Source organism: Paenibacillus tabacirhizosphaerae (assembly GCF_040812395.1).
Taxonomy (GTDB): domain Bacteria; phylum Bacillota; class Bacilli; order Paenibacillales; family NBRC-103111; genus Paenibacillus_E.
On sequence record NZ_JBFNXH010000002.1, the window covers coordinates 429,338 to 454,629 of the forward strand.

The following is a 25,292-nucleotide window of genomic DNA, read 5'->3' on the forward strand; positions in this document are numbered from 1 at the left end:
TCTGCATTCCTCCGTATTTCATTATGAGAACGGATTTTTACCTAGAAGAACAATAAGCGCTTCAATACAGGCGGCTGTAGGCTGCGTTAGAATTTTATAAAGTTTCTTCATTTGATTCGGTTTTAATTGCTGAATGATCGGGCCAAGCTCTTTGGCTTCCTTCATTAACTGTTCCAAATGAAGCTGTATGGATGTCAGCTTATCTCTCACCGTATCGTCCTGCGAAACTTTATTCAACTGCTGTAGATTTGCTTTGATTTCTTCTAATGTATATTTCTCGTTCTTCATTGATTCAATACGTTTGAGCCGATTTAAGGTTTCAACACTATATAGGCGGTAATTCGTATCTGATCTTTTCTCAGGTTCGATCAAGCCCAACTTGGTGTAGTAATCAATGGTACGAGGACTGACATCGGCTAGTCGGGCTAATTCTCCGATTTTATAAAGAATTTCATTCCCCATTATAAATTCACCTCTACTCCATGTTATGTACAAAATCTACTACTAAGACTCATAATACCTGATTCCAAACCATACAGTCAAACGTAATGCTTGTCAAACTCGCAGGGGCTAAAAAGAGAGAATTGGTAACATTGGCTATTCTATATTAAGGAAAACACGAATTATGCATGTGCTATGTCAGGTTATTTTTCGTTTTTTTCTAATTTCCGAAGAAAATCCTATTGTCAAACCCCATCTTCATGTATATAATGACATTAAGAGTTTCATTACATGTTATTTAATCTAACATTAAAGGAAGTGGTCGTATGATTAAGAAGTTATTGTTAGCTCTCGGTGTCATGTCATTATTGTTCCCTACTCTCGCGTTTGCGGCTGATGAAGCAACAATCCCGCAACTCCAAAGCGCAATTGACGCCGTATGGGTGATGTTGGCAGCGATTCTGGTTATTTTCATGCAAGCGGGATTTGCGCTTCTGGAAGCCGGTTCAACTAGGATGAAAAATGCCGGACACGTTGCTGGTAAAACGATCTTAACATTCGGATTATGTGCGATTGCTTTCTGGGCGGTTGGTTTCGGCTTCGCCTTCGGAGATGGCAATGCGTTCTTCGGGACAACGGGCTTTTTCGTTACAGGTCTAGAAGATCAAGCAAGCGCTGCATTCGGTTCCTTGTCAGCTTCGGATGTTCCTATCGGCATTAAATTCTTGTTCCAACTGGCATTTGCGGGTGTATCCTTAGCGATTGCGTGGGGCGGTTTCGCCGAAAGAGCAAAGCTTCCTGTTTATTTCATCTTCGGTATTCTCTTTACTGTCGTGATTTATCCGATCGTTGCTCACTGGGTATGGGGCGGCGGCTGGTTAAGCAAATTGGGCATGCAAGACTTTGCGGGTTCCACTGTTGTTCATCTTCAAGGTGCAACGGCAGCTCTCGTGGCTACCATCTTGTTAAAACCACGTATTGGCAAATATAATAAAGATAAAACAGCTAACCTGATTCCAGGTCATAACCAAGTGTTGTCTGTTCTAGGCGTTATTATTCTTTGGATCGGTTGGTTTGGTTTCAACCCAGGTAGTACATTAAGTGCTATGGGCGATGGATTCTTTGGATATATCGCTTTAACTACGAATATGGCAGCTGCCGCAGGTGGCGTTGCAGCGCTAATTATTTCTTGGATGTATTTTGGTAAAGCGGATATTCCTAGCATGTTGAACGGTGTTCTTGCAGCGCTTGTTGCAATTACGGCAGCTTGTGCGTTCGTCGATACCTGGGCGGCAATTGTTATTGGCGCAGTAGCGGGTATTGTAACGTTCTTTACAGCTCAATGGTTTGAAAAAGCGGGAATTGATGATCCGATATATGCTTTCTCCGTACACGGAATTGCAGGTATCTGGGGTACTCTTTCAACAGGTTTATTCGCTACGCCTGAATTGTCCGCAAAAGTTGGCGTAGGCGGAGCTGGATTGTTCTACGGCGGCGGTCTCCATCAATTAGGCATTCAAGCGCTTGGCGTATTCGGCGCACTGCTCTTCGTACTTGTGCTTTCCTTCATTATCTTAGGAATCATGAAGGCTACTGTCGGACTTCGTGTGACAGAAGAAGAAGAAATTATCGGTCTGGATTTGTCCGAACATGGTTCATACGGTTATCCGGAACAAATGAAAAAAGCAAATCAAAGCGGTGCGTCCGTTTAATTCAACTTACACTTTCTACTAGAGCAAAGGAGATGCAACATGAAACATCTCTCAATGGAGCAGATCTTGGAACGCATTATTCATTCGGAACAGTTCGATGAGATGCGTGTAACCAGAGATCAGGTGCATGAGATGTTTCGGGAGCATCTCCTTTTCTCCCATTCATCTGAGTTTGGGCGCAATGTGAATGAGATTCATGATGCATTGATTCGAAGGACAATCCAATTGGCAGAACAAATTGTGGAGGACGAAGGATATGGCAAGCCGCCTGTTCCTTACGCTTTCATCTTGTTTGGCAGTGGAGGTCGCAGAGAGCAGACACTCTGGAGCGATCAAGACAATGGGTTAATTTATGAAGATAGTTCGGAGCATTCTGAGGAAGCGTTGGAGCTTTATTTCACCCAGCTTGTTACCTGGATTTTGCATGGTTTGGATACACTAGGTTACCCGCCTTGTGAAGGAAATGTGGTATCGAGCAACAAGCAATGGAGAAAGCCTGTTACACAATATGTCGAAATGATGTTGGGATGGTTCCAAGAGCCGAATTGGGAAAATGTTAGATATCTGCTCATTCTGGCTGATATGCGCTGCATTTATGGGGCGGAGTATCTAGTTGACCGTCTGAAACGTGAATTTTTATCGTATGTTCACGAAAATCCGAGTGTTCTTAAATATTTGCTATCCAATACCTTGCACCATAAAATTTCTTTGGGTGTATTCGGTCATCTAATCAAGGAACGCTATGGGGAAGATGCAGGCGGCTTTGACATTAAATATGGGGCTTATATTCCGATTGTGAACGGTATTCGACTCATGTCCATTCTAGCGGTTATTCATCAATCCTCCACTTTGGAACGCATAGAGCAGCTTAGAGGAAGTTCTGTTATTTCAGAGAATCATGCGAATGAGTGGCATCAAGCGTTTGCTATTGCGTTGAAGCTAAGAGATATTACGCCATTTCAGGTTGAAGATCACATCTATTCAACAAGAAGTAAGCTTAGAGCAGATCAGTTGACCAAGGACCTTAGGCAAGAATTGAAATATTGTTTGCGGGTCGGTATGGATCTTCAAAAGTATGTAAAAAAGTCAATAGATGCGCACTTAGACAAAGAAAAAAGCTAGCGGATATAGGATCGGTGGAGAGAGGTGATTCGGGATGAAAGACATGCGCCCTGCAGGCCGTATGTGGCATTTGTATAAAATGGGAGGGTTAACGCCCGCTATCACTTCAATGTTTGATGCGCAAAGTGCTCAGCAGATGGCATTCATTCGTTCGATGCTGAAAGAACAAAGAAAAGATTCACTGTTTGAAATACCTTTACATTCGATGGAACTCGTTGTATTTGATTTGGAGACGACAGGCTTCTCTCCTTATAATGGGGATGAGATTATCTCGTTTGGCGCTGTGTCCGTTATTGGCGGGGAGATTCAACACGATCAAACCTTTTATAGTGTTGTAAATCCAAAACGGAAAATTCCTGATGATATCGTGAAGTTGACTGGCATTACGAATGAAATGGCAGCCGATGCGCCCGATTTGATTGTTGCGCTTCGAGATTTTTTAGAGTTTGTGCAGCAGAAGGTGTTAGTCGCTCATGCGACTGGTCATGATAAAAACTTCCTGAATGCAGCTTTGTGGCGTACCTCTAAAGTCAGCTTGTCTCACCGTGTATTGGATACGATTATGATTGCCAAGTGGTTAATGCCCAAAAGGAAAAATTTAAGCTTGGATTCTTTGCTTCATGCGTATGATATTCCTGTGACGACTCGTCATCATGCATTGGAAGATTCGCTTATGACCGCGCAGCTTTGGGCGAAATTTATGGAAGAAATTAAATCTAGAGATGTGGATACGTTAGGAGATTTATACGCTTTATTAAGCCATCACTGACCAATGACAAACGTAAGTTTGCGGATTTGGGTCGGGGTGGCTTTTTTTATGTGATAAATTTGCAAATCAACTTGGTTCGGGTCATGCAGCGATAGGATCCAATGCGATGGAATTGTATGCCATAAGGTGGCCAAATCCTCTTCGGAGGGGGTTGGGGGCGCAGTTGGATGGGAATGGAAGATGCCAACAATTTGGATTGTCGTATCCATGAGATATGGAATGATCTCTGGAGGATTGATCTGAAAATGCTGTAGAGGGTTGCTTGCATGATTGCGGAGCGGGATTAAAGAGACCGCGTCGATGGTAAGGGGAGTGAGTTTGCCTGTTATCAGGCCGCAAGCTTCAAAAGGTAAAGAGTTCCTGCAATAATGAACCAGTTGGTTATATAGCTCTGTTTGGATATGGACGCTCACGTTTTCATTCCTTCTTTTTTCTAAGGATGATGCTATTATATCGATTTCTTCCATGAAAAAACAGATTCCGGGCGGAATCTGTCAGTTGACCTGCCCTTTGGGTTTAATTAAAAAGAAGACGACGCCAAGGGTGATTAGTGCAAGTGATGATACAGTGATAAAAATGGCGCGGTGCGATATATTCATTAGCCAACCGAATATAGGAGGTCCGAAGGCAACGCCGATGAATCGGAGGCTGTTGTACAAGGAAGTAATCATTCCGCGCTGCTCACGTTTCACAGAGCCTGTGATCATTGTATTTAAGCAGGGTAGAAGAAGGCCTGTACCTATGCCGCTTAATGTTAATAAGCCAATAAATACATAAAGGCTGGAATTGAAAAAAATCGACAATGCCAACGAAATGGTCATAAGAAGAAGGCCGATGTTCATCAGCCAGCGCATTAAAGTCCCATTCTTCTTGATGAGTGCGCCAGTGGTATAGGCAGTTACCACTTGTCCCAATAAAGGAATGGCAAGCACGAGTCCTTTTGTTACGCCTTCGATCCGGTAAGGTGCCTCCTCCAAGATTTGGGATAAGTAGAATAGCACGCCGAATAAAATAAATAGAGCTAAGGAACCTGCGAAAAACGAGGCGATCAACCACCGGCCTTTCTCTTTGAGAATTTGGAGGATTTGTCCGATGTAGGCCTTTAAAGTTTGAGGTTCTTTGGTTTTCTTAGGTTCTTTGATGATGAAAATAACTGCAAGCAATGAGAGTAAGCAAAATACCGGGAATGCGAAAAATGGCACAAACCAGACGATTAACGCAAGCAAAGAGCCGAATATCGGACTCACCACTTTGCCTGCGCCATTTGAAGCCTCTGTTAGGCCAAGGGCTTTGCTTTCCGTGCCACCCTTATATAAATCCCCAACAAGCGCCATGGCTATTGGTGCTGTACCAGCGGCTCCAAGCCCTTGTATGACCCGCGCGATGATTAGAACGGTATAAGAGTTCCAGATGGCGCCGAACCCGGCAAGAATGCCTGCAGAGCCGTATATGATGAGGGAAGGGATGATAATTGCTTTACGGGTGAAGCGGTCGGACAAATATCCGGATATCGGAATAATGAGTCCTGCGGTTATTGAAAACAACGTGATGACTAAGCTGCTTTGGAAGCGAGATATCCCCATTTTCTCCTGCATATCCGGCAGAATAGGAACAAGCATAGAGTTGCCTAGCACTAGAACTAAAGGGATGGATGCAATAGCGATAAATTCCCATATATGACCTTTAGATTCTTCGCTTTGCGCATTTTCCTTGTTCTTGTCTTTCGTTCGCTCAGCCTGTGGCATTTCATCGAGCACTTCGCTTTCAAAGACGATATTGAGCCTTCTCTTTTTCGTTTTCTCCATGTCTCGACGTCCTTTACAATCAGAGTGTATCCTTACTTTTCCCTGCCAAGGTTCAAACATACTGTGCATTTGTTCTTCATATGTTGGAATTTTGTCGAGAATGGAGATAATATAGACAGAGTGGAGGTGCGAGAGATTTTGAAGAGGAATGTGTTAATACTAGCTGTTGTTGTGCTGCTTGCAGGCTTCGCAGTGTATCAAAATGCCCAGCATGCAAATAAAGAAACCATCCTTCCTACCGAGCAAGCGCCCAAGGTGAACTTCCTTGCCCCTTCGTTTACTTTACAAGGACTGGATGGACAGGAATATACGGTAGGCGGGCCAAGAGAAAAGCCGTTGTTAGTCAACTTCTGGGCCTCGTGGTGTGGGCCATGTGCCGCTGAAGCTCCTGACTTAGTTAACATGTACAAAAAATATGAGGGCCAATTCGATCTTTATGCCGTTAATGTAACACCGGGAGATAAGATGGATAATATTAAAAAATTCGTTGAGGAATACAAGTATCCGTTCCCAGTGCTGCTTGATAAGAAGGGGGACAATGCGGATACGTACCGTGTGGTAGCGATTCCTACGAGTTTCCTGATTGATAAAAATGGGGTTATCCGCGAGGTTATTCATGTTCTGTCTCCGAAAGAGCTGGATAAGAAAATTGCCGGATTAATAAAGGGTTGAGAACAAAAAGAAAAGCTGCAGGAGGCTGCATATCAGCTCCTTGCAGCTTTTTGTGTATTTGCTAATGATTCACCAATCCAAGCCGCTCTTGCTGGTCTTTGTTGGCAGGCTCAATTCGTGTTCTGTTCAGCAGTGAATAGCGGAGGCTGTCAACTAAGGCGTACCAGCTTGCTTCGATAATATTGCTGGAAACCCCAAGCGTATTCCATGAAGTATTGAAATCGGTTGTCTCCATCAACACGCGAACTTTACCGGCTGTGGCATCTTTCTCGTCAAGCACCCGTACCTTGTAGTCGGACAAGTGGATGTGCTGAATATCAGGATAATACTGTATCAACGCTTTGCGCAGCGCATTGTCGAGCGCGTTCAATGGACCGTTGCCCTCTGCCGCGGTATAGATCGTTTCGCCGTGAACTTTGACTTTCACAATGGCTTCCGAGACAACTGCGTGATTCGCGGATTTCTCCACGAGCATTTTGAACGACTCCAAAGTGAAAATCTCTTCGAGTCCTTCGAAAGCTTCGCGCAGCAGAAGTTCTAAGGATGCGTCGGCACCTTCAAATTGGTAGCCTTGATGCTCGAGATCTTTAATTTTCTCAATGATTTCTTTTGTTTTCTGGTGTTCATTTTTAAAGTCAAGATTTAACTCCTGAGCTTTCACGAGCACATTGCTTTGACCGGCCAGTTCGGAAACAAGAACGCGCTGTTTGTTGCCGACGAGCTCAGGCGTAATATGTTCGTAAGTGCTCGAGTCTTTCAAGATGGCCGAAACGTGAATGCCGCCTTTATGGGCGAATGCCGCATTACCGACAAAAGGCTGGTTAATCGGCATATGCATGTTGGCGATTTCACTAACATATCTAGATACTTGCGTCAGCGATTTAAGCTGCTCATCTGTAATGACATCATACTTCAATTTCAATTGAAGGTTAGGAATAATTGAGCTCAGGTTCGCATTCCCGCAGCGCTCCCCGTAACCGTTAATGGTCCCCTGCACTTGCCCGGCACCCGCTTGGACGGCTGCAAGGCTATTGGCTACTCCTAATTCGCAATCGTTATGCGCGTGAATGCCAATCGGCGTGGTTACGTGCTGTTTAACCGTCGATATAATGGATGAAATCTCACCAGGCAGCGATCCGCCGTTCGTGTCGCATAATACGATCCAGTCCGCACCGGCGTTTTGCGCTTGTTGAATCGTCTGCAAGGCATACGCTGAATTATTTTTAAAACCGTCAAAGAAATGCTCGGCGTCATAGATGACTTCGAGTCCGTTGCTTTTCAAAAAGCGAACCGAATCATAGATCATCGCTAAGTTTTCTTCAAGAGAGGTTTGGATGGCTGTGTGTACGTGGAAGTCCCATGATTTCCCGAAAATGGTTGCCACCTGTGCGCCGGATTCCACAAGTCTGTTCAAATTAATATCATCTTCAGCCTTAGAATCCTTGCGTCTCGTGCTGCCGAAAGCCGTAATCTTGGCATTAGCAAACTTCATATCGCGAGCGCGCTCGAAGAATTCAATATCTTTGCTGTTGCTGCCAGGCCATCCGCCTTCAATATAGTGAACCCCAAGCTCATCAAGCTTGCGGGCAATTTTGATTTTATCCTCGACGGATAAGGAGATGCCTTCTCCCTGTGTACCGTCTCGTAATGTAGTGTCGAAGATTTTGACTGATGTTGACATGGGTTCCTCCTTAAAAGTTCGCCAACTGACTGTAATTTGGAAGTGAGTTCGCTTGCTTTAAAGCGTTAATGTATAATTAACGATTATAACATACTTCTATTTGTAAGGACATCATATCGCAAAAATACGTTTGCTTGAAAGATTATTTTTTTGTATGCTGAAATTGACTTTCGCTAGAGCCGAAATTGTGGAGGTGCTGTGAAGCATGTCGGTTCATCATCATTATCCCAAACAAGGCAGAGTCATCCTTCATATTGATATGAATGCCTTCTATTGCTCCGTGCATGAAGCTGTGGAGCCTCATCTATACAAAGGAAAGCCTCTTGCAGTGGCAGGCAGTGTGGAGCTGCGCAAGGGCATTATCGTAACGTCATCGTATGTGGCCCGCCGTATGGGAATCAAGACGGGCATGCAGGTGAGACAAGCGCTTCGCATTTGTCCGGATTTAATGCTCATTCGACCGGATTTTGATCTATATCGCAATTTTTCACGTCGGTTTATGCAGATAGCCTATAGTTTTTCCCCGCTTGTGGAATCTATGTCCATCGATGAATGCTTTGTCGATATTACTGGATCTAAACAGTTTGGCACACCAATGGAAATTGCTATGCGTATTCAGAGGCATATCATGGATGAATTAAGTTTACCATGTTCCATTGGCGTCGCGCCGAACAAATTGCTTGCCAAGATGGGCTCTGATCTCAAAAAACCGAATGGCATTTCGGTCATGCGGCTGCGTGATGTTCCGAACTTACTGTGGGACAAGCCCTGTAACTATTTATATGGAATCGGGAAAAAGACGGCGGATAAGCTAACGAAGCTGAGTATTCATACACTCGGCCAGTTGGCAGTGGCGGATGAGAACCTTCTAAGCAGGCATTTCGGTATCTTGGGACCTCATTTGAAGCAAGCAGCGAACGGGATCGACCACTCCTTGGTTAATCCGGAACAAGAACAAAGCAAATCGATCGGGCACACAACTACATTACCCCATGACCTTACGGATAAAAAAGAGGTTTTTCGCGTATTCCTGAATCTAGCGGATCAAGTTGCCAGAAGATTGCGGAGGCAGAAACTTATGTCATCCACCGTACAAATCACAATCCGGGATCCCGAGATGAGAACAATTACCCGATCGATTACTTTACAGACGCCAACAGAGCATATGGATGATATCTATAAAACGGCTTGCCAGCTTTTTGATCACCATTGGGAAGAAGGGAACCCGATTCGTCTCTTAGGGATCACACTGCAATCCTTATCGGCTAAAGAAGAAACAGCGGTTCAATTAGATCTGTTCGATTATGAAAAACAGCCGCGCCGCGATCAACTAAATCGAATCATGGATCAACTACGAGATAAATTTGGCGAAAATGCGATTCTGACCGCAGGCATGATGAGTGACGACCCGTCTGCACTGATCAGAAACCATAAAACGCGAGGAACGTCTCTTCAAATGGATCATTTGAAAAACAATCCGCTGCATAAGGAAGAGTAGGAGAGGCGACATGGCACATCATATTGGGTTTGCAGGCTATTCCAATAGCGGTAAAACGACCCTAATCGCAAAAGTTGTTACTGAGATGAAGCGGCGCGGCTACCGGGTAGGCGTAATGAAACATGATGCTCATGGGCATTATAAAGAGAAGGAAGGAACGGATTCAACGACGTTCATCCGCACAGGCGCTGATGCCGTTGTCACCATCTCACCTGAAGCCGTGCATGTATATGAAAAAAAAGCTTCGCCGGAGTTGTCTGGGCAGTTGGAAGCCTTCGCGCATTTGGACTATATAATTATTGAAGGATTTAAGAAGGAAAAGCATCCTAAAATTGCTGTTATTCGTACACTAGAGCAAACAGTCATTTTGGATGAACTAGATCCAGCGCCGATTGCGGTTGTATCGAATCTTCATGTTGGAAGGGAGGGCATGCCATCCTTTCATTTGGATGATGCAAGTGCCGTTGCTTCGTTTATTGTTCGATTTTTCGAGGCTCGTCAATATTAAGGTTTGAACTTTATTAGCTTTTATATTATATTTTACATTGAGGATATTTAGAGGAGGAGAACAGTATGGCAAAGTATACATTTGTTGATAAAGATACTTGTATCGCTTGCGGAGCTTGCGGAGCTACTGCACCAGACATTTATGATTACGACGATGAGGGTTTGGCTGAAGTTATTTTCGATGGTGATGGAAACAAAGGGGTAACTGAAATTCCAGAAGATCTGTTCGATGACCTGCAGGATGCACAAGATGGATGCCCGACAGATTCCATTAAAGTGGCAGACTCACCATTTAACTAAACCTATTTTTTTGTGGATGAATACGCAAAATGTCGAAAGAACTCAGTTCCTGACAAGGAATTGAGTTCTTTTTTTTGATACGATTTGTAGAAGACGATAACAATTTATTGCCATTTTGTACATGCCATCTTACAATGAAGCTAGCAAGGATACGGGAGGACAATATGGCCACAAAGAATTGGGTACAGACGCTGATTGCAGGCATTATACTGCTGTTGCTGTCGACATATTTCTACACAGCAGGTTCAGGCGGAAAGCTAGCATTTATTGAAGAGCCATTACAAGATTTTCTGAGAAAAACGAAATCGATAGATGAACGCGAACCTGATGATCGAATCAAAATTGTCAAAATCGATGAAAAATCGCTGACAGCGATTGGAAAGTTCCCGTGGGATCGCTCCGTTTATGCACAAGTGATTGAAAAATTGGAACTATCAGGCGCCGCTGCAATCGGAGTCGACGTCGTGATGGCCGAACCTTCTAAAAACCCCGCCGACGATAAAGCTTTGGCTGATGTTTTGGCCAAATATCACAACGTCATCATGCCTATCCAAATTAATTACCCTGCAATACAAAAGTCTGCTGGCGATTTGGTGCCGGAGAATATCGATTATCCCTCCCTTAGCTTGACTGCTGATAGAGAAAAGATGGCACATATTAATGTACTTGTAGATAAAGATGGGAAGGCTAGAAGGCTGCCGGTTGGGCTGCCGGATGAGAAAAATCAATACATACCTGCCTTTAGCGTTGCACTGGCAAACTTGGTTCTCGAGAATCAAGAGAAGATCAAACGGGATGAAGCTTCTGGAGAGTGGAGGCGTGGCAATACGGTCATTCCTACGAATGAAAGGAATCAGGTTACAACGGAATTTTATACAAAGCCTAGACAAAAAATCGATTCCGATACAGGCTATGAAACGATATCTTTCGTTGATGTATTAACTAGTAAGCAGGGGGTTCCTTTACCAAAAGGTTCCATTGTTCTAATTGGTCCTTTCGTGACCGCGATGCAAGACGAGTATTCTACACCGATTAGTTCGGTGAAGATGTTCGGAATTGAGATTCACGCTAATATGATTCAAACCCTGCTTGAAAGCAAGTTCTATAAAGATACGAGCAGACCGGTGGGTATCGGCATTATTATCATTCTTTCTTTGCTTGCGATTTTTCTGTTTGAGCGATGGAAAGGAAAAGCCGCATTGTTTTTCTTCCTGGGACTTTTTGCATGTTATATTCTGATTTGGTTTGGCTTATACACCGTCGGTTCGATCTTTGCGCCTATGATTTATCCGGTCTTTGCCCTGGTTTCAATTTACATCTGGTCCATTGTGAGTCATTATATGGCAGAACGGAAAGAGCGTAATCGCGTTACGGGGATATTCGGTCGTTTCGTTTCCAAAACTGTCGTTGATGAGCTGCTGCAATCAGGCGAGGATGTCAAGCTCGGAGGCAGCCGTAAAGATATTTCGCTTATCTTCGTTGATATTCGCGGATTTACTCCGATGTCAGAACGTCTTGAGCCTGAGCAAGTTATTCAAGTGCTGAATGAATATTTGGATGTATGCACCAAGGCGATTTTTAAATATAATGGCACGCTTGACAAGTTTATCGGAGATGGTGTCATGGCGATGTTCGGTGCGCCAATCGAGTATGAGAACCATCCGGAAATGGCTGTTCGCGCAGCGATCGAGATGAAATCACAGGCGAGCGTCCTAGAGCAAAAGCTCATCGAAAAATATGGGATTGGCGTGAAGTTCGGCCTTGGTATTAATAGTGGGCCTGCGGTTGTAGGCAACATAGGATCTGAGGATTTAAGACTTGATTATACGGCAATTGGGGATACGGTCAATTTGTCAGCAAGACTGGAGTCGAATGCTAAACCTGGCCAAATCTTGATCAGTGAGCTTACTTATGAGCGAGTCAAGGACCTTTTTCTGATAGAACCGATAGGAGAAATCAAGGTCAAAGGCAAAGAAAAACCGGTTATGGTGTATGAAGTCTTAGGACATTTATCATAAGGAGGCGTTAAGCGTGCTAACAACCAAGAAATCATTTCTTTCTTTTTTCTTAAGTTTTTGTTTAGTATTTAGTTTAATATCTACAATTCTAGCAAAGCCGGCTGAAGCGAAAACAGTTCGTATTGCCGTAGTTTCCTCTCTAAGCGGCGATGTAACGGTTCAGAAAGGCGGAGGCTCTCAAAGGTACGATGCCTATGAAGATATGAGCTTAAACCAAGGCGACAGCCTTTATACAGGATCTGGCTCATCTGCCACGCTGAATCTAAGTAGCGGTGACGGTGATGTTACCATAGGCGAGAATGCGGAGATTAATGTTTCCGATCTCAGTACCTCGAATGGGGCTAAAAAGTCTAAGCTCAAAATATGGGCAGGCGCGATATGGGTCAAAGTCAAATCATTAGCTGGCTCTGATGATGAGTTTGAGGTGGAGACACCAACTGCCGTAATGGGTGTTCGGGGGACGCAACTTTTTGTTGCTGTTGATCCTCGAACCCAAACAACGAAGATGGCTGTTGGAGCTGGCAAAGTTGCCGCAACAACAGTAACGACCGATGGAAATAACAAGCAATCTTCCAGGACGACTTTTCTGTATCCAACCCAGCAAATTTCCCTGAATTCTCGGGATGAAGTGGAGGATTTGAAGCTCAAAGTCGATTTTATGAACTTGGATCAGATCATTCAGGAAGCATCTCCTAAAGTCATTGAAGCAATGATTAAAGCTAAAGCTGAGAGTGACAGGGAGAACGACGAATTTATAGCTAAGAAAAAGAAAGAAATGGAGTCTGGAACGGGTACTTCAGAAGATACAACTTTCGTTATTAAAGACCAGGCTGATCTCGACAAGGTTATGTCTAATTTCCGGAACTTGATTGGTGCAATTGCTAAAAAGGCTGTAGAGAGTAATAAAATCGACAAGTCTCATATGGATCAAGTTATCGCGGAGACGAACAAGAAAATCGATGATCAGAACCGAAAGTTGGATCTGGATAAAGTCAAAGAGCTGGACAAGCATGCAGGGGTAGACCCGGAATTTGAGAAAAAGAAGCAACAGGCGCTGAATCTGCTCGAGGCGAAAAAGAAACTGAAAGAGAAAGAAGAAGCAGATGAGTTGGCGCGCTTGAAGCAGAAGCTGGAAGCTTTCATTAAAGCGATGGAAGCGGCAAAGAAAAAAGTTGACGAAGCGAATAAGCAAGCTCGAAAAGAAACGGATACACGTGCAGCTGAGGAATTGAAAAAGCAGAAACAACAGGCCGCTACTGAACCAACGCCTCAGACGAACAATTCAAACAGTGGCAGTAGTAGTGGTGGAAGCAGCGGAGGTGACACGGGCGGCGGGACGACGCCAACGCCTAAGGTAACTCTTGCAGCCAGTGGGTATGATTCTTCCGCGAGTGCTTTCGACCTTCAGATTAATATGAGTGATTTTACTGGAACGAACGATATTTATGCAGTTGAAGTACATTTGCGTTATGGCGATGCATCCAGCAATGCAAGTTCCCCTTTTGTTGGTTATAACTCTAGTAAAGGAATTCAAGGATCCGCTATTTTTGATGCAAGCCATAGTGCTGACTTCATCAACGAACAGGTTGGCTCTTCTCAAAAAGAACTGATCTACGCCATCACCAATTTCGGAAGCGGTGTTGGGAATGTAGGCTTTAGCGGGACGAAAACGTTAGTGACGATTCCTTTTCATGCCTATAGCTACAACAATGCAGAAACGAGCATTTCAGTCGAAAGCATCACAATTGCGCGCAAAGATGCAAATAACAACGTAAAGATCTTAAATATTCCGGCAAGCAGCATTAGTCCGATTACTATTAGCCTAAACGCAGCTACAAACTAGTCTATATTTAAGGAGAACCTAATGAAACCCTTTAAACATATCCTACTCTCCTCCATTGTGGCTGCTTCATGCCTGGGAGGATCATCGGCTTGGGCCGCAGGTTTGTCCTCGGACGCTCTGTTCACCGGAAATGGCCGAATCATGGCCGATATCTCCACATTTGCAGGCATCGGTGACTTTGAAGATAAGGACGGCGATGCGTGGGCTGCGGCATTCCGAACGCCAAGCAGCGTTGTTCAGCTTCCAGACGGCAGTATACTCATAGCGGATTCACGCAATCATATCCTGCGCAAAATTTCCGGGGGAAAAGTAACGACTTTTGCCGGCCCTGATAAGGTTGTAACGGCGGACAGTCAAGGATTTCCTACAGGGGGTCTGCTGGATGGCAATCCGTCGGAATCCTTTTTCAACGAACCTGCAGGGCTTGCTGTAGATACAAAAGGTACGGTTTACGTTGCTGACGCCGGAAATCATGCAATTCGTAAAATCGATGCAAATGGAAAAATAACCACACTGGCCGGAAATGGAGTTGCCGGAAGTAAAGACGGTCAGGGTGCAGAGGCAACGTTTAACCATCCTAGTGATGTTGCTGTCGCAGGCGATGGTTCTGTGTACGTGGCGGATTCTCTCAATCATGTGATCCGTAAAATTTCGCCAAGCGGTGCTGTCACCACGCTAAACGCCCCATCCAAACGTGTCATTGAAATTCGTCCTGGCAAAGCCGCTTTTGCCGGTGATTATAAGGATGGCAGCTTGGCGGAAGCTGCATTTAATGAGCCGTCGGGTCTTGCGATAGATAGCAAAGGCAATCTATATGTCAGCGATACGGGCAATCACCGCATTCGTTATATCGATCTTAAGGCCAATACGGTCACGACAGTTGCGGGGACAACTGCTGCCGCTAGCGGCGGTTCATTGTACGAAAAAAACGAGCTCTATGCTGCGGGGGATTATGCTGATGGCGACGCTTTAAAAGCGAAGTTTGATTTCCCTAGAGGTCTTGCTGTGACAACGGAAGGCGGCTTGCTAATTGCCGATAGTTTGAATCATTCCATCCGCTACTTGTTAGGCGGTAAGGTAAGCACCATTGCAGGGACGGTAAAGACAGGCGAGGCAGACGGTGTGGAGCAAGCCGCGGAGTTCTACAACCCATCCGACATTATCGTAACCGAGCAAGGGAATATCTTGGTAGCGGATGCTTTGAATAACAAGATTCGTAAGATAACCCCTTATCATCTTCCGGCTCTTCTGCCTGACAATCAACAAGTGAAAGTTGTAAGTAATGATAAGGTCATCGAATTTGACGCACAGCCAGAGATTGAGGCAGGGCGCACGATGGTTCCGGTTCGTGCGATCAGTGAATATTTGGGTTACGAAGTGAAGTATACCGAGCGGAATGGGACGCCAACCGTACAGCTTATCAAAGATGATGTAACAATAGAGCTTGCGATTGGGCATACGGGTGTTACGCGTAAGGAAGTTAATAAAGCTGATATCAAGATTGATACAGATGTAGCGCCGTATGTAAAAGATGATCGTACTTTTGTGCCTGTTCGTTTTTTTGCAGAACAAATTGGTTTGAACGTGCAGTGGGATACAGCCCATCAAACAGCAATTTTAAGAACGAACACTTTTGTAAGATAAATGGTAATAATGGCGGGCTTGGAAGGGATGACCTGAACCAAGCTCGTCTTTTTTTTGTCTTCATCTCCCGGTGACAATTGCCGATAAATCTGAGAGAGAGCATGGAACCGAAATGAAGGGGAGTTGCCGCTTGAAAGATAATAATCGGAACGATCAAATAGAGCGATTTTTTCAGCATAATCCGATCGAAGATCCGCTATATTTAAAAAAATATGTGAAAGAGCATCCAGATCATAAAATGGCCTGGTATTTGTTGGGCAGAGAATACGCCGCTCAAGGGAAAGAGGGGAAGGCCGCTTATTGCTTTGCCCAATCCGGAGGTATTTATGAGGCATTTGAACGACAGAAAATTGCTGTGGAAGGGCCGCTGCCTGCCTTTCCAAGCTCAGCAATGCAGGGAACTGAAGAAGCGTTAATGAAGAAGGGAGCCGCAGCTAACAAGAGCGGTCTTAAGCGAGTGAGCAGGCGTTTAGCGCTGATCATTATGCTGATCCTTATTGCGATTCCTGCTTCCATTGAGGTGGCTAAGGTGGGGGAGAGTCCCTCCCAAGCTGGAAACAAAAATGTTCTGAATGTCCAGACTGATGCGGCGATCGCTCCGTCGATAAACACTTCTTCGAAGCAAAAGCTATATTTTGCTGAATCCGGCTGGGGATCTTTGCTGCAAAAAGTTATTTCAAGTTCGGGTTCAGGAACGGGCGAGTCCATCATTATGGAAGCGTCAAAGAGTACGGATGGGAAATGGGTGGAGTGGAACAAAGCGGTTAAGCCTATTATTGGTGTTGAAAATGGGGGAGGCAGTGGAAATACGGGGTCACTAAAGTACTACAATCCACAGGTATGCTCTTGTCAAGCAGCGGACAGTTCAGCTCTGATTCCTGTTATTCATACATGGATGCTGGATCGTGAGCAGGCTATTGTCCTTCAAAGTGCGATTCAAGCATACAGAGAAAAGACGGGGGCATTGCCTGATCAACCTGAGCAGCTTGCTAAAGCATATCCAGATAATTTGCTGCCCGGTCTATCTCCTGAGATGCAAGCGATGTTTCCGCAGGCATTAAGTAAGGTCAAAGAGATGTCGAAAGCAGGAGATGGCGGAGGGGGCCAGGAATCAAATGAAACCAAGAAGCGGAATCCGGAAGCCAAGGATCAGAGCGCTCCGAGCAACGCGCAGCCGACGGCAGCAGCGGAACCGCTCGTGGAGCCTCTTCGAATTATTATAGACACAGAGAAGCACCGGTTAGCCCTGATCAGTGGGAAGTATGTGATTCGGAGCTACCCTGTCGGTCTTGGAGGCGGGAAAACGCCTGAAGGAGATTTCGTCATTACGGAGAAAGTCCGCAATCCGAACGGAAAATCGAATGGAGAATTCGGCAGCAGAGGCATGACCTTATCGGATTCGCTGTACGCGATTCATGGTACGAATAATCCTGCAAGTATAGGTAAAGACGAATCCCATGGCTGTGTACGCATGCTTCAGGCGGATGTAGAAGAGTTATATGACATGGTACCAGGGATGACGAAGGTTACGATTGGAAAGGGCACATTGCCGGATTCTGATGAGGGTGGAGGCAAGGAAGGAGAAGGGAATGGAGCCGGAAGAGGCAATCCGGGACAATCCTTCCATCTTCCGCTGCAAACAACCGACTCCAATCCGAATAAAAAATATAAATGGCTTGATTAATGAACTGAGTAAAGGCTCCTAAAAAGGAGCCCTTGACAAGAAAGTAGAAAGCGATTACAATTCAACTTGTGAAGGTTTTAATCGTTTTGAATACTATCATTTGTTCAAAACGAGCAGTAATGTCATGGCGATGAGAATCGCAAGCAGAATAGATCCAGTCCAGATGATCGCTTTCTTATTGATTTCATCTTTTGTTTTACGGGCTGCAAGTATTGGTTTCCGTTTTGACATAAGATCACCCTACTTCATTAGATTTAAATGATAGTCCTATTTTATCATAAGTAGCGTGAATCATAGAATATGAATGTTTGTGCTGACTCAAAATGATGTATTGACCTACATGTCATAAAAGTGTAATATTTAATCACATAAGAAACGAAAAGTAATTGAATACGTCAGTTTTAATAACGTGTTACCGCAAGGGCATTAGTTATTGAAGAATGCAAGTCTTCTTCTATAACTATGCCCTTTTTTATTTTTAATTTTAGTTTTCTGAAAGGGGTTGGTAGTAGCGCGAACTAGAACGTATTGTTTTCGCTTGGCTTGTTTTTTTAAAAAGAGCTACACCAGAGTTTATTAAAAAAAGGGAGAAGATGGACACATGAATATGAAAAAATGGTCTACAATGGGCTTGGCAGCATCCATGGTTTTAGTTGCTGCAGGTTGCGGCAAGACAACTGCACCAGTCGATACAGCAAAACCGGCTGCAACTGCTGCACCAACTACAGCTGCTTCAGCCGCTCCAACAGCAAATGCAAAAAAATTATCTGGTGATTTTGAAATCCAATACTTTGTCGGCGGTTATGGCGACAAATGGTGGAAAAAAGTTATCGCTGACTTCCAGGCAGCTAACCCTGATTTGAAAATTAAAGAAAGCGCGGGCCCAAAAATCAACGAGCAAATGAAACCCCGTTGGATCGCTGGCAGCCCACCTGACTTCGTATACATCGATGGCCCTGAATTGTTCGATCGCCAAATGGTGACAGACGGACAGCTCGAAGATTTGACGGATTGGCTGAAAGACGCAAAAAACGTTGACGGCGATAAAATCCTTGATTTGCTTGCGCAACAACCGCCTCAGTACGATGGCAAAATCTACAACATTCCTTTCGTCATGAGCTCATGGGGTATTTTCTATGACAAAGCCTTGTTCAAAGACAAAGGTTGGGCTGAGCCGAAAGACTTTGAAGATTTCTTGAAAACAAGCGAAACGATTAAAGCGGCGGGTGTGAATCCATTCATCCACACTGGTAAATATCCATACTACATCAATGGTTCCGTATTGTACCCAGCGATCGTTTCCGCTAACAACAATGACTACAAACTTCTTCAAGATATGTCAACAAACAATCTTGAAGCTTGGAAAAGTCCAGCCATCCTCAAAGGGTTGAATAAAATCGTTCAACTCCGCGACAAAGGATTTATTGACAAAGCATCCGTACAAATCAACCACACGGATTCCCAATCCTTGTTCCTGCAACACAAAGATGCCTTTATCCCGAACGGACTGTGGCTGCCTAACGAAATGGCGAAAGACGTACCTAGCGGTTTCGATTTCGGATTTATTCCTTCGATCACACAAGATAAAGGTGGAAAAGTGGTTGCTAATACTTCCACTTCGACATTCGCTATTGCGAAAAAAGCAAAAAACAAAGATGCAGCAAAAGCATTCATGCAATTCGTTTTCTCGAAAACGCAAGCTTCCCAATGGGCAGAGCTTAGCGGCGCGCCTTCGAACATCAAAGGTGACATCTCATCGTCCAAAGCGCCTAACTTCGTTAAAGATGCGGCGAAATTCTTGTCTTCTCCTGATACTGTAGTTGTTCCAACTGTGTCTTTCGCAGCTGACGTTGACAAAGCGATGCAGGATGCGACTGTTGCTTTGACAATCGGAACTATTACGCCTGAAGAGTGGGTAAAACGTGTAACAGATGTCGTAGCCAAACAAAAGAAATAAGAACTGGATGAAACAGCGCGGAGAACGAGTAGGGCAGCCGCTTTATGAAGTTCTCCGCCATTATAACGAAAACAACTACTTCTGTTCGTAGTCAAGCGGCTTCCGGTAGAGGTTTATCTCATGATAGGACGGTGAAGATAGAATGAAGACCAGCACAAAACAGTGGAAACGGAATTTGTTCATCGCTTCATTCATCATTCCGACATTTCTGTTTTTCTGCGTGTTTACGGTGTATCCAGTCATACAGGCACTCCAGAAATCATTTTATGATTGGTCAGGAATGTCGGAGAATAGCACGTTTATCGGGTTGGACAATTTTAAGGAATTGTTCAAAGATCCAATTGTTTTACGAGCTATTGGGAATGATTATTTTCTTGTTGCAGGTAAAGTCATTGGAATCATGATCTTGGCAACGTTTTTCGCGGTTGCTTTAACTCGTTTCAACCTAAGAAGCTCAGGTTTTTTCCGCGCGATATTCTTCATTCCGAATGTCATTTCTGTCGTTGTTATCGGTGTGCTTTGGAATTTCATTTACAATCCGCAAATCGGATTCTTGAATGCATGTTTGTCCCTTTTCACAGGAAGCAAGGTTGATATCACTTGGCTAGGATTTCCACAGCATACAATTTGGATGCTGCTGCCGCCTACAATTTGGGCTGGCATCGGCTTTTATATGATCCTCATGATTGCCGCAATCGTGAATATTCCTGCTTCGTACTACGAGGCAGCTAATATAGACGGAGCGGGTCAATGGTCGCAATTCCGCAACATCACCATGCCGCTCATTTGGGAGCAAATTAAAGTTTCTATCATCAATATCGTAATCACAACATTGAACGGATCCTTTGTCATTGTGCAGTTGATGACGAATGGCGGACAACCGGATAATACGACCCAGGTTATGGGATCTTATCTGTATCGGATGGCTTTCCAGCAGTATCATTTCGGTTATGGAGCTGCAATCGGTGTGATGATTCTAATCATTTCCTTGATTACGACGATCATTTTACAGCGTGTTATGCGCCAGGAAACTATCGAAATGCATTAAGTCCATCCAAAGAAACGGATACTGTAGGAGGAAACCAAACAAATGGCTATTAAAAATCCAGTTGCGAAAGTAATTGTCGGGATCATTCTCCTTATTTGGAGCGTTGCCGTTTTATATCCGCTATTGTGGACGTTGTTAGACGCCCTGAAAAATAACGAACAATTTTTCCTGAATGCGCCATGGGCTTTACCGAAGGTCCCGCTGCTGTGGTCGAATTTCAGTTATGTATGGAACAAATATAATTTCAGCACTTACTTTTTGAATTCCATCGTCGTAACCGTTGGAAGTACGCTGTTAGGAATGATTCTCTCCGCGATGACAGCTTACATTTTGGCCAGATACGCCTTTAGAGGCGGCAAACTTCTGCTTACCATCTACATTTCCTCGATGATGATCCCGTTCGCGCTGGCACTCATTCCACTGTTCTTTTTATTGAATGATTTGCAATTAATCAACACCTGGCTTGGCTTGATACTCGTGTATGCTGCGCTTAATCTTCCATTCGGCATTTTCTTACTGGTAGGGTTCTATAAATCCTTGCCTAAGGAAATTGAAGAGGCCGCGATCATTGACGGAACTTCGCACTACGGCACCTTTTTCCGTGTTATGCTGCCTTTGTCGCAACCGGGTCTCATTACCGTGATGATCACGAATATGTTGAACAACTGGAACGAATATTTCCTAGGTGTTGTCATCACGAATGAGCCGACGAAGTATACGCTGCCGATTGGGCTAGCGGTTATGCAAGCAGAAATGCAATATCGTGTGGAATGGGGGCCACTGTTTGCCGGGCTTCTCATCACGACCATCCCAACATTGATCGTATACATCATTTTCCAACGGCAGATTGCAAGTGGAATCACGGCTGGAGCTGTCAAATAATCTCATACGATACGAGAAAAAACACCGTCTCCTAGAGGATATTATCCTTTCAGGGTGGTGTTCTTTCTACTATAATTGGTGTTAGAAAAGAGCGATCAAGAATCGGCCAAACTGATAGGCTTAACCCAGGTGATTCATATGAGATTGATGTATATATTGCAAAAGATTGGGCGATCATTGATGATCCCTATCGCTGTGTTGCCGGCAGCATCGATTCTTCTGCGAATTGGTAAAATGGAATTCGACGATCCTCTGCTCATGCACTTAGCACAGATCTTCGGTTCTGGCGGCAATGCAATCTTTGATAACTTGCCCTTGATCTTCGCGGTGGGCATCGCCATTGGTCTTACCTCCGGGGATGGGATCGCCGCGCTGGCCGCTACAGTCGGATATTTGGTGTTCGACAATGTTCTCAAGCATTTTCAGGTGGGAACAGCGTCAGCAGACCGTTTGGATACGGGTGTCCTTGGCGGCATTCTTGTGGGCATGGTATCTGCGACCTTGTTTGATCGTTTTCAAAATATTCAATTGCCTAAAGCTTTGGGATTTTTCGGCGGTAAGCGATTCGTGCCATTAATAACGGCGCTTTCGATGGTGGCAATCGGCGTCATGATGGGTTTCATTTGGCCATCTGTGCAAAAAGGAATTAGTGCCGTCGGACTATGGATCGTTGAAAATGGCGATATTGGTGTGTTTATATATGGTTTTATCAATCGACTGCTCATCCCAACGGGGCTGCACCACATTATTAATAATATGGCTTGGTTCCAAATCGGAGATTTTGTCACGCCCGCGGGTAAAATGGTGCATGGCGACATCACGCGATTTTTCGCCGGAGATCCGGATGCGGGCATGTTTATGTCGGGTTATTACCCGGTATTCATGTTCGGCCTTCCGGCAGCTGCATTAGCTATGATTCGGAGCACGCCTGCAGCCAATCGGCAGCTATTCGTTCCCGTCATGCTGAGCGCTTGTTTGACCAGCTTTCTAACGGGTGTGACTGAGCCCATCGAATTTGCCTTTATGTTCATGGCTCCGGGATTGTATCTGATACACGCTTTTCTAACGGGCTTATCTATGATGGTCGTTCACATGCTGGGCGTTAAAATGGGATTTGGTTTCTCGGCCGGATTTATCGACTTCGTATTGAATTGGAACTTAGCGACGAAACCCTATTGGATTGTTCTGATCGGCCTGATTTATTTTTTCGTTTATTATTTTGCATTTCGAGCCTATTTACACTTCTTTCCCTCCAGAGTTCCAGGACGTGATGAGCTTCCCGAGCAAAATCAGCCAGATGTGGCCGAACCTGTAGATAGTAAGGAAAACCGCATCTTAAGCATTTTAAGGCATATCGGAGGACCTGCTAATATCCTTTCCATTGATGCTTGTATTACGCGTCTTCGATTATTGGTGAATGACGAGGGGCTAATTTCTGATTCTGGGCTTAAACAGCTTGGAGCCATAGGTGTTATCCGACTAGGTAAAGGCAACATTCACGTTGTATTCGGGACAGAATCGGAACAAATTCGCGAAAGTATGAAGCCCATGCTGCTGAACCGTAAAGAGTAAGATCAGGACAAACCTGAGAATTTGGAGGTGTCTTATGATTGAACGGACGATTATTCACGTTCTTTCATGCAACGTTGTGATGTCGCATTTATCCACAGGGAAAAATTCGATCGCCTTCGGAAAAGGAATCGGGTTTAAAAAAGCGCCGGGAATGATTATCCCTGAAGGTGAAATCTCGCAGGAATTTTTATTGCATACAAGTGAAGTGCTGCGGAATTATGAACAAATTTTAAATGCAGTCGATGTGAAAATTATTGGGATTACCGAGGAAGTGATCGCTTATGCGCAGGGCATGCTCGAAGGCGCCTTCTCAGAAACGATTCACGCTTCGCTGGTCGATCATATCAACTTCGCGGTAGAACGGCAAAAACGCGGGATTTTCATTACGAATCCTTTTGCTTATGAAATCCAATACATGTACCCGGAAGAATATAAGGTAGCCAAAAAGTCTGTAGATTTTCTTAATGAAAATCTGGATGTGAAGCTTCCAGAGGACGAGGTCGCTTTCCTGGCCATGCATTTTAATGGTGCAAGAAAGAAAGAGCAGGCATCCGACTCCTTAGCCGTCGTAAGGGTCGTGTCCCAGACAATCGAATCAGCCAAGGAGCTGGGCTTTAATTTGGATGACTCGTTCTCCACGCTCCGGTTCATTAGTCATTTGAAGGGCTTGATTGAACGGGTGAAACAAAGGAAAACCCTTCAAAACTCGCTGCTGGATAAAATTAAAGAGGAGTATGGAGATACGTACGTGAAAGCTAAAGTACTTTCATTAATGCTTAGCGATTCTCTTCAAACGGATGTGCCCGATGATGAAACAGGCTATTTAACGATGCACCTGGAGAGAATGCTTAAACGGACAGAGGCTTAACTGCTCTATGGAGCCTCGCTTTTTCATCCCCCTTGCAACCGTATGGATGCGGGGGTTTTTCATTTTGAAAACGTTTTGTAACCTTTCTGTCGATTGCAAATTTGGGCATTGTCAGCTAAACTGACTGTTAGAGTCATAAGAGAACGGGGTGTGTGGATATGCTGTATACGAAGTTTGGTAAACCCGTCTTATTCCGGATGGATCCGGAGAAGGCGCATCATCTAACCATTAATGGGCTTAGCGCTGCAGGCGCTTTTCCTGGAGGCAAGCAGCTGCTCAAAGCGATGTATGGGGTACCCTATTCGCCTTACATGGCACAGAATTTATGGGGCATTGAATTTGCGAATCCCGTTGGACTTGCTGCTGGTTTGGATAAAAATGCCAAGGCTGTAAAAGGTTTTTCCCAGCTTGGGTTTGGGTTCATGGAGGTAGGCACGATCACGCCAAAGCCGCAGGCGGGCAATGAACTGCCGCGATTGTTTCGTCTCCCGGAAGATCGGGCGCTCATTAATCGCATGGGGTTCAATAATGTCGGCGTTGATGAAATGGCGCAGAACCTGCAGAAGACAGGGAAGCGTGACATACCGGTCGCTATTAATATAGGTAAGAATAAGGTGACGCCGAATGAACAGGCCGAAGAGGATTACAGAGCCTGCATTCAAGCGTTGTATACATACGGGGATTTCTTTGTTGTCAATATTAGCTCACCAAATACACCGGATTTGCGTAACTTACAGCATGGGAATGATTTGTTCAGATTGCTGGATGCCGTTACGGATGAAATACAGACTCAGCAAGAAAAGCATCGCGATGCGGGGAAACCGGTGTTAGTCAAAATTGCTCCTGATCTCACGGATGAAGAGCTTGAACTGACGGTTGGAACAATTAAAGAAAGTGGCGTCTCGGGTATTATCGCTACGAATACAACACTTAGCAGAGAAGGTCTAAGGCACGCGAACAAAGAACAAGCGGGCGGACTTAGCGGCGAACCGCTCACTAGCCGATCGACGGAAGTTATTAGTCGTGTGTACCGCTTAACGGAAGGAAAGCTGCCGATTATTGGATCGGGAGGGATATTCTCCGCGCAAGATGCTTATGACAAAATACGCGCCGGCGCTAGTCTAGTAGAGGTGTACACGGCATTAATCTACGAGGGTCCGGAGCTTCTAGGCCGTCTAAACAAGGATCTTCAAGCGCTTCTTAAGCGAGATGGATTCACACATATTTCCCAGGCAATCGGCGCAGATCACAAGTGACTTCATTTGGAAT

22 protein-coding genes are annotated in these 25,292 nt (G+C 44.7%); 17 read left to right on the top strand and 5 right to left on the bottom strand.

The window, feature by feature from the left end; genetic code table 11:
- Nucleotides 1-21 precede the first annotated feature (21 nt).
- Nucleotides 22-462 carry a MerR family transcriptional regulator gene (locus ABRS97_RS04960; protein ID WP_367811793.1) on the bottom strand — a complete coding sequence of 147 codons (441 nt, stop codon included), beginning with the start codon at nt 460-462 and terminating at the stop codon, nt 22-24.
- 305 nt (nt 463-767) lie between these two features.
- On the opposite strand from ABRS97_RS04960, the gene ABRS97_RS04965 reads away from it, so the two are divergent.
- From ABRS97_RS04965 to ABRS97_RS04975, 3 genes are read left to right on the top strand one after another with little or no spacing between them, the layout of a single operon-like run.
- Entirely contained in the window at nt 768-2,153 is a 1,386-nt protein-coding gene (locus ABRS97_RS04965; RefSeq protein WP_367811794.1) for an ammonium transporter, read from the top strand.
- A gap of 39 nt (nt 2,154-2,192) precedes the next feature.
- Nucleotides 2,193-3,275: a DUF294 nucleotidyltransferase-like domain-containing protein gene (locus tag ABRS97_RS04970; protein ID WP_367811795.1), complete on the top strand. Its 1,083-nt coding sequence runs from the start codon at nt 2,193-2,195 to the stop codon at nt 3,273-3,275.
- Between the two features lie 34 nt (nt 3,276-3,309).
- Complete coding sequence (locus ABRS97_RS04975; RefSeq protein WP_367811796.1) at nt 3,310-4,044, top strand: exonuclease domain-containing protein; 735 nt, start codon at nt 3,310-3,312, stop codon at nt 4,042-4,044.
- Here the strand turns inward: ABRS97_RS04975 and ABRS97_RS04980 are convergent.
- Nucleotides 4,038-4,457, bottom strand: coding sequence for a M67 family metallopeptidase (locus tag ABRS97_RS04980; protein WP_367811797.1), 420 nt, complete (start codon nt 4,455-4,457; stop codon nt 4,038-4,040). The two genes, ABRS97_RS04975 and ABRS97_RS04980, sit on opposite strands and share 7 nt — an antisense overlap.
- 81 nt (nt 4,458-4,538) lie before the next feature.
- Complete coding sequence (locus tag ABRS97_RS04985; RefSeq protein ID WP_483312417.1) at nt 4,539-5,789, bottom strand: MFS transporter; 1,251 nt, start codon at nt 5,787-5,789, stop codon at nt 4,539-4,541.
- Nucleotides 5,790-5,987: 198 nt separating this feature from the next.
- On the opposite strand from ABRS97_RS04985, the gene ABRS97_RS04990 reads away from it, so the two are divergent.
- Nucleotides 5,988-6,521: a TlpA family protein disulfide reductase gene (locus ABRS97_RS04990; RefSeq protein WP_367811799.1), complete on the top strand. Its 534-nt coding sequence runs from the start codon at nt 5,988-5,990 to the stop codon at nt 6,519-6,521.
- Between the two features lie 61 nt (nt 6,522-6,582).
- Here the strand turns inward: ABRS97_RS04990 and cimA are convergent, their stop codons facing one another.
- Nucleotides 6,583-8,202, bottom strand: a complete 1,620-nt coding sequence (gene cimA, locus ABRS97_RS04995) for a citramalate synthase (protein ID WP_367811800.1) — start codon at nt 8,200-8,202, stop codon at nt 6,583-6,585.
- A gap of 205 nt (nt 8,203-8,407) precedes the next feature.
- Here cimA and ABRS97_RS05000 point away from each other — a divergent pair, with 205 nt between their 5' ends.
- The 7 genes from ABRS97_RS05000 (at nt 8,408) to ABRS97_RS05030 (ending at nt 17,696) form a co-directional block, all read left to right on the top strand.
- Complete coding sequence (locus tag ABRS97_RS05000; RefSeq protein ID WP_367811801.1) at nt 8,408-9,700, top strand: DNA polymerase IV; 1,293 nt, start codon at nt 8,408-8,410, stop codon at nt 9,698-9,700.
- 10 nt (nt 9,701-9,710) lie between these two features.
- Nucleotides 9,711-10,208 carry a molybdopterin-guanine dinucleotide biosynthesis protein B gene (gene mobB / locus ABRS97_RS05005; RefSeq protein ID WP_367811802.1) on the top strand — a complete coding sequence of 166 codons (498 nt, stop codon included), beginning with the start codon at nt 9,711-9,713 and terminating at the stop codon, nt 10,206-10,208.
- Between the two features lie 65 nt (nt 10,209-10,273).
- Entirely contained in the window at nt 10,274-10,507 is a 234-nt protein-coding gene (locus ABRS97_RS05010) for a ferredoxin (RefSeq protein ID WP_127454548.1), read from the top strand.
- Between the two features lie 164 nt (nt 10,508-10,671).
- Nucleotides 10,672-12,525, top strand: coding sequence for a CHASE2 domain-containing protein (locus ABRS97_RS05015; RefSeq protein WP_367811803.1), 1,854 nt, complete (start codon nt 10,672-10,674; stop codon nt 12,523-12,525).
- A 13-nt stretch (nt 12,526-12,538) separates the two neighbouring features.
- Complete coding sequence (locus ABRS97_RS05020) at nt 12,539-14,368, top strand: FecR family protein (protein ID WP_367811804.1); 1,830 nt, start codon at nt 12,539-12,541, stop codon at nt 14,366-14,368.
- Between the two features lie 21 nt (nt 14,369-14,389).
- A complete protein-coding gene (locus ABRS97_RS05025) occupies nt 14,390-16,012 on the top strand; it encodes a stalk domain-containing protein (protein ID WP_367811805.1) in 1,623 nt (540 codons plus the stop codon).
- Nucleotides 16,013-16,250: 238 nt separating this feature from the next.
- On the top strand, nt 16,251-17,696 hold the full coding sequence (locus ABRS97_RS05030; RefSeq protein WP_483312418.1) for a L,D-transpeptidase: 1,446 nt from the start codon (nt 16,251-16,253) through the stop codon (nt 17,694-17,696).
- Nucleotides 17,697-17,792: 96 nt separating this feature from the next.
- Here the strand turns inward: ABRS97_RS05030 and ABRS97_RS05035 are convergent, their stop codons facing one another.
- Entirely contained in the window at nt 17,793-17,927 is a 135-nt protein-coding gene (locus tag ABRS97_RS05035) for a hypothetical protein (protein WP_367811807.1), read from the bottom strand.
- Nucleotides 17,928-18,297: 370 nt separating this feature from the next.
- On the opposite strand from ABRS97_RS05035, the gene ABRS97_RS05040 reads away from it, so the two are divergent.
- From ABRS97_RS05040 to ABRS97_RS05065, 6 genes are all read left to right on the top strand, one after another.
- Nucleotides 18,298-19,653, top strand: a complete 1,356-nt coding sequence (locus ABRS97_RS05040; protein ID WP_367811808.1) for an ABC transporter substrate-binding protein — start codon at nt 18,298-18,300, stop codon at nt 19,651-19,653.
- 142 nt (nt 19,654-19,795) lie between these two features.
- Nucleotides 19,796-20,701: a carbohydrate ABC transporter permease gene (locus ABRS97_RS05045; RefSeq protein ID WP_367811809.1), complete on the top strand. Its 906-nt coding sequence runs from the start codon at nt 19,796-19,798 to the stop codon at nt 20,699-20,701.
- Nucleotides 20,702-20,743: 42 nt separating this feature from the next.
- A complete protein-coding gene (locus ABRS97_RS05050) occupies nt 20,744-21,583 on the top strand; it encodes a carbohydrate ABC transporter permease (protein WP_367811810.1) in 840 nt (279 codons plus the stop codon).
- A gap of 138 nt (nt 21,584-21,721) precedes the next feature.
- On the top strand, nt 21,722-23,155 hold the full coding sequence (locus ABRS97_RS05055; protein ID WP_367811811.1) for a PTS transporter subunit EIIC: 1,434 nt from the start codon (nt 21,722-21,724) through the stop codon (nt 23,153-23,155).
- A gap of 34 nt (nt 23,156-23,189) precedes the next feature.
- Complete coding sequence (locus ABRS97_RS05060) at nt 23,190-24,023, top strand: PRD domain-containing protein (RefSeq protein ID WP_367811812.1); 834 nt, start codon at nt 23,190-23,192, stop codon at nt 24,021-24,023.
- Between the two features lie 158 nt (nt 24,024-24,181).
- On the top strand, nt 24,182-25,279 hold the full coding sequence (locus ABRS97_RS05065) for a quinone-dependent dihydroorotate dehydrogenase (RefSeq protein ID WP_367811813.1): 1,098 nt from the start codon (nt 24,182-24,184) through the stop codon (nt 25,277-25,279).
- Nucleotides 25,280-25,292 lie beyond the last annotated feature (13 nt).